This window comes from Bifidobacterium longum subsp. longum JCM 1217, from assembly GCF_000196555.1.
In the GTDB taxonomy this organism is placed as follows: domain Bacteria; phylum Actinomycetota; class Actinomycetes; order Actinomycetales; family Bifidobacteriaceae; genus Bifidobacterium; species Bifidobacterium longum.
On the sequence record NC_015067.1, the window covers coordinates 988129 to 1004510 of the forward strand.

Sequence of the window (16382 nt, forward strand, 5' to 3'; positions counted from 1 at the left end):
ACATACAGGAGCACATTAACTATGGAATTCACCGTATCCGGCACTACCGTGCGATTCGATGAACGAACAATGCAGTTCGCTTTTACGCGCGACGGTGCCGAATGGAATACCTGCGCTGATTTCAAGCCGACCCTGCAATGCGCGCAAGGCACCTTCGCGTTCGCGGATGCCACTTCCATCACCCATGAGCAGCGTGAAACCGGCACGGGAACCGGCATTCGCAGCATCTTCACCGGCTTTGGGCACAGCGCATACTCCTTTGAAACCTATGTATGGGTGGAGCGTGCCTCAGGCGATGTGCTCTTCGAATGGATTCCGCTCAATGAGCAAGGCCTGAACATCACCAATGTGACGTGGCCCGCAGCCATGGACTTCGATTGCGCCGACGACCATGACACGACACTCATCACCCATGAGCAAGGTGTGATGATCCCCAACACATGGCCTACCGCCGTGAGCACCAAAGACATCGCCTTCGACGGCCGCTTCGAAACGGCTGGCGGTTACATGCCGTGGTTCGCGCAGCTCCGCGCAGACGGACACGGGTATATCGCCATCTGCGAAACTCCATGGAATGCCGGTTACGGCATCGACCATCCCAGCAATGGCCCGTACACCCATATCAATACTTGGTTTGAGCCAAGCCTCGGCACAATGAATTATCGCCGCGTGGTACGCTACCAGTTCCTCGACCACGCCGATCACACGGCGGTGTGCAAGGCCTATCGTTCGTACGTCAACGAACGAGGTCGCCTGCGTACGCTCGCCGAAAAGGCGGCGCGCAATCCCTCCGTGCGTGACCTGATTGGTCGCTCGTGGGTGCACATCGGCATCAAAACCAAAGTGCAGCCCGACTCGTACTACTACGATAAGGACCACCCCGAGAAAAACGAGTCGCTGGTCACCTTCGCACAGCGCGAAAAGCAAATGCGAACACTGCACGGCATGGGTGCAGGCCGACTGTACATGCACTTGGATGGTTGGGCACAGCCCGGATACGACAACGCACACCCCGACTATCTGCCGGCCTGTCAGGAGGCAGGCGGCTGGGAAGGCATGAAGTCGCTGGTCGACGCCTGCCATGAGCAAGGCGATATTTTCGGCACGCATGACCAGTACCGCGATTACTACTTCACCGCGCAAACCTTTGATGCCAACAATGCGATTCGGCTGGCAGACGGTACGATGCCCGAACACGCACGCTGGGCGGGCGGCCGCCAGACCTACCTGTGCGCCGAGCTCGCACCGGACTACGTGCGCCGCAATTTCACCCAGATTGCCGCGCATGGCATCAAACTCGACTGTGCATACTTGGATGTCTTCACCTGCAACGAAGGCGACGAATGCTCGAACCCCGAACACCGCATGACCCGCCGCGAATGCTTTGACCGCCGCGCCGAATGCTTCGAATATCTGCTCTCGCACGGCATCCTCTCCTCGTCCGAAGAGGTATCGGACTGGGCAGTGCCAAGCCTGATATTCTGCCATTACGCGCCATACGACTTCCAGATGCGCTCACCCAACGAGCCGCGCCAAGGTGTACCGGTGCCGCTGTATAACCTCGTCTACCATGATTGCGTTATCGAGCCGTGGATGATGGAGCGTGTGGTGGACGGCGACGATTACATGCTGTACGCCTTGCTCAACGGCGGAGCTCCATACCTGATTCGCGATGCCGCATACATCGGCGTTGACGGCGACATGGACGACGAACAGCGCGCTCGCACGGAAAACGACATCGAACGCTGCCATACGGTCGCTGCATTCCATGAGCGGGTCGGCATGCAGGAACTGGTTCGTCACGAGTTCGTGGATGATGATCCGCTGGTGCAGCGTTCGGTATTCGCGGACGGCACTGCGGTCACTTGCGACTTCCATACGCAAACCTATCGCATCACCGACTGCCCGCATCACTGACTGAAAATACAATGACACACAGTGGGTTCCGATGGACTGGTGGCAAATTGCCGCCGATAAGCGAGTAATATAGCCAACAGTGTCACCGTCGAAACAGGAGTAGTGAAATGCCGAATCGTGCAGAACGCCGTGCCCAAGCCAAAGCAGGCCGCAGGGGAGTGCCGTCGCAGTATGACCAGACCCGTGGCCGTGGCCGTTCGGGAATGATTGACGAATACCAGCTGCAGCAGAAGTCCCAGCGTCTGCAGGACGGCACCGACGGCACCGAATGGAAGCCCAGCGGCGGTACGATTGCGGACACCGAAACCCTGCTGACCACTAACCCGAACTACACGAATCCGAAGATGTTCAAGGCACCGCATTCGCTGCGTCAGTGGTTCCGTGTGGGCAGCTGGACGCTGATCGCCATCGCGATTATCGCGTTCTTCGTGGTTATGTGGCTGCCAAGCCATCCGATGTGGCTGATCATCACCGTTTCCGCGGTGTTCATTGTGGGTGTGCTGAGCCTGTTCTTTACGGCTGGCGATTCCAAGCATAATCCGAATTTGGATCAGAACGGCACGGCAGTCTGATCTTTTGCCCGGTAAATCCGGCTTGAAAAGCAAAACGCACGACGGAAGTTGTGCGTTTTCTTGTATGCGGTGCCCTAAAGTAAGAAGTGCTTGAGTTTCTTTCTGACGCACGAAGGAGAGGCAGTCCGATGAAAGTTGATATTCTAACCCGCGAATACCCGCCGCATGTCTATGGTGGGGCCGGTGTACACGCCGAGGAACTGTCCAAGGTGCTTGCCGAGCGCATCGACGTAACCGTTCGTGCGTTTGATGGCAAGCGCACCGAGGCGGACATTCCTGCTATCCCGAATGCTGCCGATGCTAAGGGCAGCTTGAAGGTCGTCGGCTATGACACGCCTTCTGAGCTGGCTGATGCCAACCCCGCATTGAAGACCTTCGGCGTTGATTTGCAGATCGCCAATGATGTGGACGCCGACATCATCCACGCGCACACCTGGTATGCCTGCCTGGCGGGCTACATGGCCAAGATGCTGCACGGCACTCCATTGGTTATTACCGCGCACTCTCTGGAACCGTTCCGCCCGTGGAAGCGTGAGCAGCTCGGCGGCGGCTACAATCTGAGCTCCTGGGCTGAGAAGGATGCTTACGAGCACGCCGATCGTGTGATCGCCGTGTCCGGTGGCATGCGCAAGGATATTCTGACTGCTTACCCGAACCTCGATCCGAACAAGGTGGTTGTGGTGTACAACGGCATCACCATGGCCGACTTCGCTACCCCGGCACCAGACGATCCGGGTTGGAAGGTGTTCGAGCGTTACCACATCGACCGTTCGAAGCCCACCCTGCTGTTCGTGGGCCGTATCACCCGCCAGAAGGGCCTGCCATACCTGCTCAAGGCACTGCACCTGATTTCCAAGGACATTCAGGTGGTGCTGTGCGCCGGTGCTCCTGACACCCCGGAAATCGCCGAAGAGGTCAAGATCGCGTTCGCCAAGCTGGATGAGGAACGCGGCAACATCGTCTGGATTGAAGAAATGCTGCCGAAGCCTGAGCTGAATGCTTTGGAACACGGCTGTGATGCCTTCATCTGCCCGAGCATCTACGAGCCGCTGGGCATCGTGAACCTTGAGGCCATGGCCTGCGGTCTGCCGGTCGTCGCATCCGCCACTGGCGGCATTCCGGAAGTCGTGGTCGACGGCGAAACCGGCTATCTGGTCCCGATCGACCAGCTGCACGACGGCACCGGCACCCCCACCGATCCGGACAAGTTTGTGCACGACATGGCCGCCGCCATCGACAAGATCATGGCTGACCCCGAACTCGCCAAGAAGATGGGCCAGGCCGGCTACGAACGCGCCCGCGACGTGTTCAGCTGGGAGACCATCGCCGACAAGACCGTGGAAGTCTACCAGTCCGTGCTCGACGAGCAGAAGAAGTAAGTAGCGCTGCAACGAGTGCTCCCCTCAGTCCGGCTGCGCCGGCCAGCTCCCCTCAGGTACCGGTTTCTTGGCTCTCCTCTCTGAGGGGAGCTGTTACCGCAGGTGACTGAGGGGAGTCGTCAGACCGCGAATCATAGGTAGTATTTCACTCATGACAAACACCGTCCTCCAACTCGACAACGTCGAATTCCGGCGTAACCGTCGCGTCATTATCACCGACGTGAACCTCACCATCAACGCGGGGGAGCGTTGGGTGCTGTTCGGTCCGAACGGCATCGGCAAATCCACCGCGGTCGGCATGCTGGCCACCCGCACCTTCCCCTCAGAGGGCCGCGTATTCATCCTCGGCCATCAACTCGGCAAATACGACGTATTCAAACTGCGCACCCGCATCGGTCTCGCCTCTGCCGACCTGGGCCGGCAGTTCCCCGAGTTCGAGGACCCGCTGGACGCCGTGGTCACCGGCCTGTCCGCCGTGACCGGGCGCTGGCGCGACACCTACACGCAAGAGGAATACGCCCGCGCCCGCCAGCTGCTGCGCGATTTTCGCGTCTCCTATCTGGAAGGCAAGGAGATGTGGCGACTGTCCGAAGGCGAACGCACCCGCGTATTGATCGCCCGTGCGCTGATGGGAGATCCTGAGCTGCTCATCATGGATGAGCCGACCACCGGCCTTGACCTGGGCGGCCGCGAGCAGGTGATGCGCACATTGAGCCGAATCGGCGAAGAGAACTCCGAGCGTGCCGTGGTGCTGGTCACCCATCGCTTGGAGGAGATTCCGGCCGGTTTCGACCACATCGCCATTATGGGACGCAAGCCGATTCCCGCTGAGGACGCCACCGAAGCGGGCGTGGACTCAATGGGTAATCCCGGTGCTGGCACCATCGTCTACACCGGTTCGTTGGAGAATGGCCTGACCGACGAACGCTTGTCGGAATTGTTCGGTATGCCCATCGAAGTCCAGCACACCCACGGCCGCTGGGCCGCCTACGCCGTGTGATGCTTGTAGGTTTTTAGGCGGGATTTTCTTCGCCCCCTCTGGAGAGGGGCTGTCAGCGTAAGCTGACTGGGGGCAACCAGTTACGAAGGCAACCATGACAACCAATAGCAAACTCGTATTCATCGATATCGACGGCACCCTAGCCGACGAAAACCACGTCGTACCCGAATCTGCCAAAATCGCTTGCAAACAAGCCCAGGCCAACGGCCACAAGCTCTTCATCTGCACCGGGCGTTCCGTGCCGAAAATCGAGCGCAGCATCCTCGACCTCGGTTTCGATGGCGTGGTTTCCGTGGCGGGCGCTCAGGCGAATATCGGAGACAGGCTGCTGTTCCAGCATCTCGTCCCTCCTGAAGCGGTCGATGCGGCGATGGCGTATTTTGCCAAGCATCATATCGAGAGCTACCAATGGCAAGGTGCGGATGGCATGTACATCTCGGAAGGCTACCGTCAACATCTGGAATCGAAAGGCAAGACCTGGAATCGTGGCGAATTCGCGCGATTCTGGCACCTGTTGGATGAGGTGGAGGTGCCGGCTGGCTCGACTTTGGGACAGACGATTCGTGTGAGCAAGGGGTCATACTTCACCTCGCCGAATCCTGACGTGACTTTCGAGGAGACTCAACATGATTTGAGCCCATGGTTTGAGCTCGTGCATGGTTCGTATGACAAGATTTCCCCGAACAATGGCGAGTTGCTGATTAATGGCATCGACAAAGGTACCGCTGTGCGCGACGTGGCTTCTTTGCTGGGCTACTCCGTTGCCGACACCATCGCCATCGGAGACTCCGACAACGACACTGCCATGCTCAAGGCCGCCGGCACATCCGTAGCCATGGGCAACGCCATTCACGGCATCCAAGCCTTCTGTGACTTCACCACCACCGACATTCACGAGGACGGCCTGGCCAACGCCTTCAAGACGTTGGGACTGGTGTGAGGCTATGTCGTTTGCTCTCAGACGGAGGATCCTTTCGTGCTGTAGTATTGCGACGCGGCACAACGTATGCTGCGCCGAGCATAGAGAATTATGAATTCAAAATGGTTTGTTCATCATGCGAAGATAGTGGTCATCTGTCCGTCGCGGTTGCGCAATTTACGGTGGCGGAGGAGCCGGAACGGAATCTGGAGATCATCGACGGATTCGCGCGTGATGCTGCGGTGGGCGATAGGGAAGCCGATCTCATTACTGCTGAGCTGAGTCGTGAGTGTCTTGATTCCGCGCGTCGAACATTGCCGGTGTTGCAGAATCGCCGTTTTGCCGATCCGCAGTTGTGTGACTGACCTCTAAATAACTTTACTAGCGCTGTTGATAAGGGTTCTATGATGGGAATCATGACCACTACTGTTGATAGCTCTGATTCAATGCCGGAACGTCTGCAAGAGGGGAGCGCGGCGCCCGATTTCACTCTGCCGGCGGTTATACCTGGGTTTACAGAGAGCGGATCAATCAACCTGTCTGACGTGCTTGATGCCGGCCGCAGGGTTGTACTGTACTTCTACCCGGCCGCGATGACGCCCGGTTGCACCACCGAGGCTTGCGATTTCCGTGACAATCTCGCCCGATTGGCGTCGAAAAACGTTACGGTGCTTGGCGTCTCCAAGGACTCGCTTGACAAGCTGCGCAAGTTTGCACAGCGTGATCATCTCACGTTCCCGCTGCTGTCTGATCCCGACCTGACCGTGCACAAGCTGTACGGCGCATATGGCGAAAAGAAGCTCTACGGCAAGATACACGTAGGCGTGATCCGTTCGACGCTCGTCATCAATCCCGACGGCTCCGTGGTTATCGCTCGTTACAACGTACGTGCCAAAGGCCATGTCGATTCGCTATTAAAGGCACTGGAAAAGTTGGAGAAGCTGGAGAAGTAGTGCGTTCTCGTTGTTCGGACACAGTGGTTCGTGCGGTATGCGCCGTATGAACCACTGCCGTATGAACCGCCGGTTGACTTCTCGGACTCACCGGCAAATAGTGAGACCGTGGGCGCGCAGTACGTCTATGGCTGGCATGTAATCGAGCGATGTTGCGGTGGGATTGAGCATCAGTTCGCGGATGGCGGCGGATGCTGAGGACTCGCTTGTCTTCGAGGATTCTGCGGCCGGGAACAGAGCGTCGGCGATTAGGGAGATGATACGGGAACGTGCATCGCCGGCATTGGCATTGTTGCTGCTGTTGCCGGCGTCGGCAGTGGCGGATTTGCCAATAATTGTGGAGCTGTTTCGTAGAATCGTATTCAACGCTGCGGCAAGCGGCTCGGGATTGTTCTTTGTCGCTTCGACAATGTCATCGAGCTGATCGAATAAGGCGAACAGCCATGCACGGCGTTGCCCCTCATCGTTGCCAGCCGCAAGCCTTTCATTGGTGACGCGCACGAGTTCATCAATCGGTACTGCTGGCGTCTTTGCCGGATCGCGATGCTCGCGGTTGTCTTCGATATCTCCCATCAGATGCTGGATTTTGCACTCGTCCTGCAATACGGTGGTCTCGGCAAATGCGGTGGCGATGGCGTCCGCATCGATGAACTTGCCACCCTCGGACTGGAAGCGCACGCGCTTAGGCTCGCTGTAATAATGCGACATGCCGAATGTGATGTACTGCGGCATCTCGTCCTGCAATTGCTTGACCGCATCCGCCACTTTGCGCATGTCCGCAAGCTGCTGATGCACCACAATAAAGGCAAGCACTGCTTTGGCGTCGGCGAGAGTGAGCGGCTGACCGATGCTGGCTCCATGATGGTGCTCATGATGCGCGAACATGTTCTTCAGCGAATCAAACAATCCCATAATGTCCTCCTTCGAACTGGGCGAATTAGCTGCATCTGCCATTCACACTAGTCCGGAATGTATGAGAATCATCGTGGAACGCCGAGAGCGAATTATTGACGCTGCACGCAGCAACGTGAGAACTGAACCGACACCAAGAACACGGGGCATACCTGCAGCATGTCGAGCAATGCGATGGCATTGTTTGTTAAGAGCTCGAAAATATCGCACAGGACGTAGAAGTGCTTGTCCGAATCATGTATGGCAAGAAGGCTCTACAGTTTGCTTGTGAACGACTCCACTGGCTAACTGGTAGAGAAGTAGCGGTTTGGTATACGCAAACAGTGCGATCGGCGATGAAGATGACTGTGAGGTTGTCATGTGTATTCCTCAGAACGATGAGCAAGAGCCATGGACTTGGTGCGTAATAGCAAATGTCGTAGATGAGCATGAGGTTGGTGTTGACCATCATATTGAGCATGGAACGAAGATATTCAGTCCTGGAACAAAAGTGTATGTGTCGACTGAATGGAGGACGAGCCTAAAGGATGACGGTGGAACATTGTTTGTGATTGGGAAAGCGCGTAAGCAATGGCGAATGGTAGGTATGTTCATTCCACGTAATCGATTGACGAACTTTCGAGTTGGACGAGTATTCGATCCACGTGTACTGCGGCGTATGGCTAAGGATTGCAGGCAATCAGTGCCAGATCCGTCTGAATGGGGTTGGCGCTGGTGGGGCAATGATGAGGATGCCCACCAAACAGTCATTAAGAGGGTTGAATACTTCAGTCAAGATGGATTTTCGTTGCCAGAAGCTGGGGCTGAAGATGATTAGAATCAGGTGAGTAACACGATGCTGAAGAATTCTGATGCGTCTAGTCTTTCTTCTTGAGGGACCTTCCACCGCCAACACCGCGACCAGGACGGCTTGCATTCCAATCATCTATTGTTCAGGTAGCTAACCTTTAGTAGTGCCATATATACGTCAGGTTCCGGCAGCTTATATACTGATGCGTTCTTGACGCCGAGGCGCTCGCTAACTTCTTTGGTGCTGAGAAACCTAAGTGCCATTTGAGTTCCTCTCATCTTCGTGGAGATTTCAGTACGTCGGTATATTGAGCATACCTGCATATTAGCGAGGCAAATCCTCTAGTGAATTGAGATCTTGACTCACTGATAGGCGGTTAGTGAAGCGATTCTGCGGTTAAGCCGAGCTTTTGCTTCGCTGAGCAGTCTCAGTGAGACAAATCCTCGGGCGGACCGAGGCATTGCTCTACTAAAAGGCCACTTAGCGAGGTTTTTCCTCTACTAACTCTCTGAGTTGCTTCGCTGACGACGATTCAGCGGGGGGGTGGTGACGTTTTCTTGGACTGTGATCCGAGGAGGAGACGGCCATGGCGAAGTACACGAGGGAACAGCGGCAACGCGCGGTCGAGTTGTATGTGAAATACGAGTGCTGCGCGGCGGATGTGATCCGCGAGCTGGGGTATCCCAGCCGGGAGGCGTTGCGCATGTGGCACCGGGACTGGCTCGACGAACAGGGGACGGGCGTGTCCTCGCAGCGTGGTGAACGGTATGCGCGCTACACGGAGGAGCAGAAGCGTGCGGCCGTGGACCATTATCTGACGCATGGTCGGCGTGCGAGCCGCACGATGCGTCAGATGGGGTATCCGAGCAAAGAGGTGCTTGCCTCGTGGATCGACGAGCTCGCGCCGGGCGAACGCCGGATTCGCCGTGGCCCGGTTCCCGGGGAATTGAAACGGGATGCGGTCCTGAAGGTCGCGTCCGGCGAATTGAGTTCGCGCGAGGCCGCGGAGGCGGTGGGTGTGGATTCGTCGGTCGTGCGAAACTGGAAGCGTCAACTGCTCGGAGACGCGAAAGGACTCATGGTGGCGAAGAGGGAACCGGAACGCGGGGATTCCTCGCAGCAGGACGATCCGGACGCGCTGCGCGGCGAGATCGCCACGTTGCGCGCCGACCTCGAGCGTCTGCGCGCCGAACAGCGGGCCATGGAGATCCGGTTGGCGATCATGAAGGGTGCGGCGGAACTGGTGGGAAAAGAGCCGGGCGCAGACCCGGACAACCTGACAAGCCGAGAGAAGACGACCCTGATCAAGGACATCAGTGAGACGTTGGGCGTGAACGCGGAGAGCCTGCTGAAGGAGGTCGGCATCGCGCGCAGCACGTACTACTACCAGTTGAAGGCCATGCGCCGGCCGGACAAGAACGCGAACCTCCTGTCCCTGGTGCGCGAGGCGTTCGGGAGCAGCAGGAGGCGTTACGGGTACAAGCGCATCCACCTCGAGCTCAAAAGCGCGGGCATCATCGTGTCGGCCAAGCGCATCATGCGCCTGATGACCAGCCACGGCATGGTCCCCGTGCTCAAGAGCGCGAAGCGCTACAGTTCGTACAAGGGCGAGATCGGAGGCGCGCCCGCGAATCTCGTGAACCGCGACTTCCACGCCACCGCGCCGAACCGGCTGTGGGTCACGGACATCACCGAGTTCTCGATCCCGGCGGGCAAGGTGTACCTGTCGCCGGTCATCGACTGCCACGACGGCATGCCCGTCGCCTGGACGATCGGCACGAGCCCCAACGCCGCCCTGGCCAACGGCATGCTTCGCGACGCGTGCGCCACGCTCAAGCCCGGCGAGACGCCGATCATCCACTCGGATTAAGCCGGGTTTGTTGTTAAGCCGGGGAACGGTTCGGGGTCTTGGTGGCTGGCCGTGTCCCATGTGGTTTCCCGGCTTAACGTTCCGGGTTATTTGAGGGTGTGTAGTTGTCGGAGTCGTTGCTCGCTGAGCCATGTCTCCTTGGAGGGGTCGGGGCCGGGGTTGGCCGCATCGACGGCTTTGCGCATCATGTCGAGGGTCGCGAACGCGTAGAACGCGCTGGTTGTGCTCATGCTTTCGTGGCCGAGCAGTTGCATGATGAGCGGTAGCGGCACGCCCTGTTGGTAGAGGTCCATGGCGCGGGTCCGGCGGATCAGGTGGCAGTGGACGCGTTCGGGCATGGACGGGCACGTCCCGCGGCGTGCTCTGGCCGCCGCGGTTTTGAGGATCTCGTCGATCCGGTCCACGGAGAGCGGCTGGATGGCGCCGTTCCTCGTCGAGTGGAACAACGGCCCGTCGCCGTCGCGCATGGACGGTCCGGGATGGAATTCCTCGAGGTAGGCGGCCAGGTGGGTTCGTGTCCTTTCTCCCAGGGGCACGACCCGGCTCTTGCCGCGTTTGCCGGTGAGCGTGACCCTGGCCGGCTTATCCATACCCACGTCCGCGATGGTCAGTGCGGCGAGTTCGCCGATCCTGGCGGCGGTGTCGTACATGAGGATCAGGAGCATGCGGTTCCTGCGCGATTTGGCGTCGCCGGTGCCCCATGCGGTCAGCAACGCTTTGGTGTGCTCCTCCCCGAGGTGGTCGACGGGTTTGCGCGCGGGTGGTTTGACACGTATGCCGGCCGCGTCGTTGCCCAGCGCGGTCAATGCCGGGTGTTCGAGGCCCGCGTGGTCGAGGAACACGCGCATCGTCGTCATCCTCAGCATGATGGTGCGGTCCGAGTACCCGCGCTCGGTCCGCATCCATTCGACCCACCGGCCCAGGCGCGCCCGGTCGAAATGCCCGAAACCGATGTGGCTGCGCTGCGTGCCTTCCGTGGTTTCGAGCCATCGGACGTAGGATTCCAGGCCGATGCGGTACGCCTCGACGGTCTTCGGCGAGCTGCCCCGCACCTTGGGCAGCCAGTGGTGCAGCCAGTCGCGCGCGACTCGCCAGAAGTCCGGTTCACCGGAGCTGGCGGCCGTTTTCCTTGCCTTGCTCATGGTTCCTCCGTTTCCGGGACCACGCGTTCGGCGTCGGCGACGAGGTCCGCGTATCCGTCCATGAAATCGAGGCTGGCGTGCACGTAGTAGAGGGTGCTGTCGATGCCGGCGTGTCCCATGTAGGCCGCCAGATAGGGCAGCATCGCCATCACGTCCACGCCGTCGCGAGTCCACCGCTCGATGTTCGCGAACGCGAACCGGTGCCGGAAATCATAGGGCCTGGGCCGTTTGCCGGCTTGTGGCCACTCGAGCCCGGCCCGCGTCCAGACGCGGCGGAACACCACGCCGGGCATGCCCGGGGAGACCGGATTGCCGGTGGAGGTGACGAAGAACGCGGGACGGTCGTCTCCGAAGCGTTCGCGGGACCGTTGGTCGCATTCCAGCAGTTCGGCGGCGACCTCGTCGCCCACGGGCAGCCTGCGGCTGCGACCGGCCTTGGAATCGACCACGTCGATGGAACGGGCCTTGTGGTCGACGTGCCCGACGGCGAGTCTCCTGACCTCTCGGGTGCGCAGCCCGCAGCAGGCCATGAGCATGAAGAACGCGCGAGACTGCCACGCCCACGGCGACGGAGACTCCAACGTTCCCGCGGCCCGCAGGAACAGGGCGGCCTCGCGGTCCGTCAGCAGGTACGGCGTCGGACGCGGGGATCCGGCCTTCCACTGGTCGGAGAGCACGTACGCGTCGGGATCGTGGGCCAGTCGCATCCACCTGCCGAAGTCCCTGATGTACGAGAACCACGAGCGGCAACCCCCGGGATTCGCGTCGATCCTATGGGCGATCCATCGCTCCACGACGCCCCGCTCCAGACGCACGGCCCCGTGTTCGAGGCAATGCCGGTCGAACGAGCGCAGGACCTGGACGCGGGTGGCGCCATGCCTGCCCATGGACGCCTTGAAACGGATGTACTCCTCCAATTCGCCGGCGAGCGGGCCGACGAATCCGTGTTCCGTGGGTCTCATGACGATCCGCCTTCCGGCACGGGCAGCACGCACGCGAGCATTCCCCCGCGGTGCGTGGCCATGTAGACGCGTGTGGAATCGGGGTCGGCGTGGCCAAGCACCGCGCTGATCGTCGGCAACGGCGTGGCCGCCTCCAGCATCCTCGTCGCCGCGTTGCGCCGCAACAGCCTGGAACCGCCCCGGCGTCCGAGCCCGGCGTGCCGCATGACACGGCTGATCGCCTCGTACACCGATGAATGACCCCGAAGCGCGACATGGGGCGCCTTGTACCGCACGAACACACGGTCGTCGTCGGTGGCGGGCCTTTCGTCCAACAGCCAGGACGCCAGCCTCGCGGCCAGCGGTCCCGTCATCGGCACGGTCAACGGATTGCCCGTCTTTCGCTGCACCAGACCTATGCTCATGGAATCCCAATCCACGTCGGCGATCCTCAGACCGATCACATCGCATGCCCTCAGCCCGCACGTCAGCGACAGCAGGGTGATCGCCGCGTCCCTCGACGGCACCGACCGCGAGGCGCACGCCTCCAGCAAGCGGCGGTGCTCGTCGTCGGGCAACGTTCCCGCGATCGCGTGGGTCCTGCGTATGCCGGCCAGGCCGATCGCGTCCGCCAGGTCATCCCGCCCGAGCCATCTGAACAACGGGCGCAGGTCCGACGCGGCGTGCCGCATCGACGACTCCGACCAGCGTGAACGCAGCCCGGCCAGGAACCCCAGCACATGCGAGCCATCCGAACCGTCCAACGACACGACCCCATGAGATTCCAGCCACGTGAGGAACAAGCCCGCCATCCGACGGTAATGCCCCACCGTCGCCGAAGCCAGTCCCGAACCGGCGAGATACGCCTCCCAACGCTCCATGACCACGGCCAAACCCGGAACCACCGGCTCCGCAAGCCTGCTCCTGCGCCACTTGCCCAGGTCCACCGAACCGGACCGCAGATACGAGTCGCACAAACGCGCCAGCCTGCCGTAATCGAACCACCGCTGCCTGCTGAAACCGCCCGTCCGCTCACTGAAGGTCGACGCGGCGAACCCCGCGCCCAACCCACGCGTGTACACCGCATCCGGGCCTCCGGCGTACCGTTCCAACGCCCTGATGGACTTGCGGTACTGGCCTATGGTGGATTCCATATAACCGGCCCCGTAAAGCGCGCGGACCACCTCGCCCGCGACATGGCCAACCGTCGTCTCACCCATGGCAAACTCCTTCGTTCGAATCAAATGGGACAAGACGAACATAACCCGGAACGTTAAGCCGGGAAACCACATGGGACACGGCCAGCCACCAAGACCCCGAACCGTTCCCCGGCTTAACAACAAACCCGGCTTAATCGGAGTTAAACCGACATCGGTTTAACAGTGACAGGGGTTGCCATTACCGGTGGCCGGAATGGATCCGCATCTGCACCGAGCACGGGCTGACCCGGTCGATGAGCGCGAAGGGCTGTTCGCCGGACAATGCGGCCGCGGAGGGGTTCTTCGGCCGTCTCAAGCAGGAGTTCTTCCACAAGAGGAGCTTCCGGGGCGTGACGATCGACGAGTTCACCGCGATGCTCGACGAGTACATGGTCTGGTACCGCGACAAGCGCATCAAGACCGAATACGGCATGAGCATCATGGACAAACGCATCCAGCTCGGGCTCGTCGCCTGAAACCATCCGGTACACTGACCAACGACCATACAGACAACGAAGTCCAACAAAACGTCACCACCCCCGGGTATTCCCTTGACCTATCCGTGTTTTCGCTCTGCAAAGTAGTTCTGAGCGGCGGATCGATACTCACACAGATGTGTACGGTGTGCTGTCAGCGTCTTTGTAGTTTCGCCGGTCAGTTGCCTGGTAATCCAGGATAAATCAGTCATGGTTCCTCACTTCCATGTGAGGCAGTACACTTGGGTACTGCCTCTATTGAGTGCATTGATAAAGGTCAGCCCCGCAAGCGCTACCAACATTTGCGGGGCATTTAAGTTTTGATACAACCGAGAGGAAACCGGGGCTGAAACCCCGGCGCGATAGCGTGTTATCCGACGTTCAGCGTCAGCACTTCCACGCCATCAATCAGGACAATCACCCTAGGGTAATCGTCTATGATTAGCAGAGTATGGTATTCGCCGCAGCAATCGCAGCGCCATACGGTGCCGAGACCATATATCATGGTTAATATCCTCTCGGTTGTAGGATGACCCGCACGTTTGTGTGGGCCAAGTTCCGCAAGGGAACACGTAAGCCGCAAGCGTTCACAGCACTTGCGGCTTTCGCTTTATGTCCCGAACGGAACAACCGAGGGGTCAAACGACCCAGTGCCTAGACTATGGGGTGAACCCAGTGAGTTTAGGCCGACTGCATACGATGCCTACAGTCGGGCGAAGAGTTGAATTGATTAGGGCACACACCTAGCTTTCGCTAGTGTTTTCTTTCGGCCTCTCAGCCTCTAACAGTTTGCGAGGGTTACTGACCTTGAGCGCGTCACATAACTTGATAGCCATGCCAAGACTCATATTTTCGATAGGTCTTGAACCAGTCTCAGTCGCGGCGATTCGCGTGTGCGGCACACCTGACTTGTCAGCTAGTTGACGCTGGGTTAACCCGCGCTTCTGCCTTAACTCCCTAAGACTCATTACCCACCTCGCTTATGCTCAGTGGGCCCGATTATACCTATCGTTGAAACATCTGTAGAGTGAGGGGCATAAATCGAAAGGCGTCAATGATGAACGGAACATTCGAGCAGTTAAGAGCAGCCGTGTATGGCCAAGCAGTCGGTGATGCCTTGGGCGTACCTTATGAATTCATGCCGAGAGATACCTTCCGATGCGAAGGTATGACGGGATACGGTACGCATAACCAGCCGATTGGCACATGGTCGGACGATACCAGCATGATGCTCGCCACATTGGACTCGCTGATCGCCAATGAATGGCAAGTCAATACTGAAGATATGCGAGAGCGATATCTGGCATGGCTGAGTAATGGCGAATACGCGATTGACGGACGAGTCTTTGATTGCGGGCGAACGGTCTCCATCGCGTTGCAGCAGCGTGTGGGCTTAAGCGGTGAACGAGACAATGGCAACGGCTCACTGATGCGGATCATGCCGTTGGCGTTCGCGGATGCTTCCGCGGATGACGTACGTGCCGCATCTGCAATCACGCACGCCCATGCAATCTCGATGGATGCCTGTTCGAGCATGGTGGATGTGTTGCGCGACGGACTCATCAAAGGCATATGGCCGCAAGAGCTGGATGATGAACCGCTACGCGGTATGCCGCGTGATGAAGTTGGTTCGAGCGGCTTCGTCAAAGACACGTATGAGGCGGCGCTCTGGTGCCTCGCGAATACCGATGATTATGCGAGTTGTGTGCTCGCCGCCGTCAACTTGGGTGACGATACAGACACGACCGCCGCCGTCGCCGGATACCTGGCCGGCATCAAATATGGATTCGATGCCATTCCCGCTCAGTGGCTGGCGGTATTGCGCGGACGTGAGTTTATTGAGGATGTGCTTGGACGGACGGAGTCGGCGTGGCATTAAGGCGCTCGCGGCGAGTAGCAACCTACTGTTTCTGTATGCGATGAAGATGGCCAGTACGCCACCATCAACAGTGAGGACTCCCTGCCTACTGTTCTCCACGATCACGCCCAAGCACTGGACACTCCCATGTCTCGTTCCGCTGAACATTGCCGAGAACTCCCTTCTTCTGGATGCGCATCATCGAATCCCACTTGCTCGACGCCCAGACTGCTTTGGACGGGGATACGCCGCTAGTGGGGGACAGAGATTGAGACGCATCCGGGTTCGAATAGTGTGAGGGATTTGGCTTTGCCAACGGTTGTTGGACACATTCCATACGGTGGTGCCTGTGTTGTTCGCAAAAGTATGTCTATCTAATCGTTAATCGAGGATGACGATATGGTGAGTTTTTCTGCCGCTATAATGTAGGATTATTAACAGGTTACGGCTGAAG

Annotated in this window: 15 protein-coding genes and 1 pseudogene; 11 read left to right on the forward strand and 5 right to left on the reverse strand. The window is 59.0% G+C overall.

Annotated elements, in window-relative coordinates; translation table 11 throughout:
• Window positions 1-21: 21 nt before the first annotated feature.
• The 7 genes from BLLJ_RS04050 (at window position 22) to BLLJ_RS04080 (ending at window position 6740) form a co-directional block, all read left to right on the forward strand.
• The gene (locus BLLJ_RS04050) at window positions 22-1917 is read left to right on the forward strand and encodes a DUF5696 domain-containing protein (RefSeq protein ID WP_013582539.1); all 1896 of its coding nucleotides are present in this window, start codon (window positions 22-24) and stop codon (window positions 1915-1917) included.
• A 107-nt stretch (window positions 1918-2024) separates the two neighbouring features.
• Entirely contained in the window at window positions 2025-2489 is a 465-nt protein-coding gene (locus BLLJ_RS04055; RefSeq protein WP_007053345.1) for a membrane protein, read from the forward strand.
• Between the two features lie 128 nt (window positions 2490-2617).
• On the forward strand, window positions 2618-3868 hold the full coding sequence (glgA, locus tag BLLJ_RS04060) for a glycogen synthase (RefSeq protein ID WP_007053344.1): 1251 nt from the start codon (window positions 2618-2620) through the stop codon (window positions 3866-3868).
• Between the two features lie 151 nt (window positions 3869-4019).
• The gene (locus BLLJ_RS04065; RefSeq protein ID WP_007053343.1) at window positions 4020-4868 is read left to right on the forward strand and encodes an ABC transporter ATP-binding protein; all 849 of its coding nucleotides are present in this window, start codon (window positions 4020-4022) and stop codon (window positions 4866-4868) included.
• Window positions 4869-4962: 94 nt separating this feature from the next.
• Complete coding sequence (locus tag BLLJ_RS04070) at window positions 4963-5808, forward strand: Cof-type HAD-IIB family hydrolase (RefSeq protein WP_013582540.1); 846 nt, start codon at window positions 4963-4965, stop codon at window positions 5806-5808.
• 47 nt (window positions 5809-5855) lie between these two features.
• Complete coding sequence (locus BLLJ_RS04075; RefSeq protein WP_074709744.1) at window positions 5856-6152, forward strand: hypothetical protein; 297 nt, start codon at window positions 5856-5858, stop codon at window positions 6150-6152.
• A 39-nt stretch (window positions 6153-6191) separates the two neighbouring features.
• Window positions 6192-6740 carry a peroxiredoxin gene (locus BLLJ_RS04080; RefSeq protein ID WP_013582542.1) on the forward strand — a complete coding sequence of 183 codons (549 nt, stop codon included), beginning with the start codon at window positions 6192-6194 and terminating at the stop codon, window positions 6738-6740.
• 87 nt (window positions 6741-6827) lie between these two features.
• On the opposite strand, the gene BLLJ_RS04085 is transcribed toward BLLJ_RS04080, so the two are convergent.
• Window positions 6828-7652, reverse strand: a complete 825-nt coding sequence (locus BLLJ_RS04085) for a hypothetical protein (RefSeq protein WP_008783627.1) — start codon at window positions 7650-7652, stop codon at window positions 6828-6830.
• Window positions 7653-7959: 307 nt separating this feature from the next.
• On the opposite strand from BLLJ_RS04085, the gene BLLJ_RS10895 reads away from it, so the two are divergent.
• Both BLLJ_RS10895 and BLLJ_RS04090 read left to right on the forward strand, forming a co-directional pair.
• The gene (locus BLLJ_RS10895) at window positions 7960-8469 is read left to right on the forward strand and encodes a hypothetical protein (RefSeq protein WP_126623110.1); all 510 of its coding nucleotides are present in this window, start codon (window positions 7960-7962) and stop codon (window positions 8467-8469) included.
• A gap of 559 nt (window positions 8470-9028) precedes the next feature.
• Window positions 9029-10312, forward strand: a complete 1284-nt coding sequence (locus BLLJ_RS04090; protein WP_013582543.1) for an IS3 family transposase — start codon at window positions 9029-9031, stop codon at window positions 10310-10312.
• An 86-nt stretch (window positions 10313-10398) separates the two neighbouring features.
• Here the strand turns inward: BLLJ_RS04090 and BLLJ_RS04095 are convergent, their stop codons facing one another.
• Genes BLLJ_RS04095 through BLLJ_RS04105 form a run of 3 tightly spaced genes read right to left on the reverse strand, consistent with a single transcriptional unit; the run spans window position 10399 to window position 13615 of the window.
• Window positions 10399-11454 (reverse strand): tyrosine-type recombinase/integrase, encoded by a 1056-nt coding sequence (locus BLLJ_RS04095; RefSeq protein WP_013582544.1) that lies wholly within the window; start codon window positions 11452-11454, stop codon window positions 10399-10401.
• Window positions 11451-12416, reverse strand: a complete 966-nt coding sequence (locus BLLJ_RS04100; RefSeq protein WP_013582545.1) for a tyrosine-type recombinase/integrase — start codon at window positions 12414-12416, stop codon at window positions 11451-11453. Before BLLJ_RS04100 ends, BLLJ_RS04095 begins: the two co-directional genes overlap by 4 nt.
• Window positions 12413-13615: a site-specific integrase gene (locus BLLJ_RS04105; protein ID WP_007053137.1), complete on the reverse strand. Its 1203-nt coding sequence runs from the start codon at window positions 13613-13615 to the stop codon at window positions 12413-12415. The genes BLLJ_RS04100 and BLLJ_RS04105 overlap by 4 nt, the downstream gene beginning before the upstream one ends.
• A 158-nt stretch (window positions 13616-13773) precedes the next feature.
• On the opposite strand from BLLJ_RS04105, the pseudogene BLLJ_RS10085 reads away from it, so the two are divergent.
• Window positions 13774-14070, forward strand: a pseudogene (locus tag BLLJ_RS10085) (IS3 family transposase); the annotation flags it as partial.
• 743 nt (window positions 14071-14813) lie between these two features.
• On the opposite strand, the gene BLLJ_RS10355 reads toward BLLJ_RS10085, so the two are convergent.
• Complete coding sequence (locus tag BLLJ_RS10355) at window positions 14814-15038, reverse strand: helix-turn-helix transcriptional regulator (RefSeq protein WP_074709755.1); 225 nt, start codon at window positions 15036-15038, stop codon at window positions 14814-14816.
• Between the two features lie 89 nt (window positions 15039-15127).
• On the opposite strand from BLLJ_RS10355, the gene BLLJ_RS04115 reads away from it, so the two are divergent.
• Window positions 15128-15949: an ADP-ribosylglycohydrolase family protein gene (locus tag BLLJ_RS04115; protein WP_013582547.1), complete on the forward strand. Its 822-nt coding sequence runs from the start codon at window positions 15128-15130 to the stop codon at window positions 15947-15949.
• The last annotated feature ends 433 nt before the right edge of the window (window positions 15950-16382 follow it).

Bases quoted from the DNA above. Each gene is read 5' to 3' on its own strand.
- glgA (WP_007053344.1), top strand. From the start codon at position 2,618: ATGAAAGTTGATATTCTAACCCGCGAATACCCGCCGCATGTCTATGGT.
- BLLJ_RS04065 (WP_007053343.1), top strand. From the start codon at position 4,020: ATGACAAACACCGTCCTCCAACTCGACAACGTCGAATTCCGGCGTAAC.
- BLLJ_RS04050 (WP_013582539.1), top strand. From the start codon at position 22: ATGGAATTCACCGTATCCGGCACTACCGTGCGATTCGATGAACGAACA.
- BLLJ_RS04070 (WP_013582540.1), top strand. From the start codon at position 4,963: ATGACAACCAATAGCAAACTCGTATTCATCGATATCGACGGCACCCTA.
- BLLJ_RS04115 (WP_013582547.1), top strand. From the start codon at position 15,128: ATGAACGGAACATTCGAGCAGTTAAGAGCAGCCGTGTATGGCCAAGCA.
- BLLJ_RS04105 (WP_007053137.1), bottom strand. From the start codon at position 13,615: ATGGGTGAGACGACGGTTGGCCATGTCGCGGGCGAGGTGGTCCGCGCG.
- BLLJ_RS04055 (WP_007053345.1), top strand. From the start codon at position 2,025: ATGCCGAATCGTGCAGAACGCCGTGCCCAAGCCAAAGCAGGCCGCAGG.
- BLLJ_RS04080 (WP_013582542.1), top strand. From the start codon at position 6,192: ATGATGGGAATCATGACCACTACTGTTGATAGCTCTGATTCAATGCCG.
- BLLJ_RS04090 (WP_013582543.1), top strand. From the start codon at position 9,029: ATGGCGAAGTACACGAGGGAACAGCGGCAACGCGCGGTCGAGTTGTAT.
- BLLJ_RS10355 (WP_074709755.1), bottom strand. From the start codon at position 15,038: ATGAGTCTTAGGGAGTTAAGGCAGAAGCGCGGGTTAACCCAGCGTCAA.
- BLLJ_RS04095 (WP_013582544.1), bottom strand. From the start codon at position 11,454: ATGAGCAAGGCAAGGAAAACGGCCGCCAGCTCCGGTGAACCGGACTTC.
- BLLJ_RS04100 (WP_013582545.1), bottom strand. From the start codon at position 12,416: ATGAGACCCACGGAACACGGATTCGTCGGCCCGCTCGCCGGCGAATTG.
- BLLJ_RS04085 (WP_008783627.1), bottom strand. From the start codon at position 7,652: ATGGGATTGTTTGATTCGCTGAAGAACATGTTCGCGCATCATGAGCAC.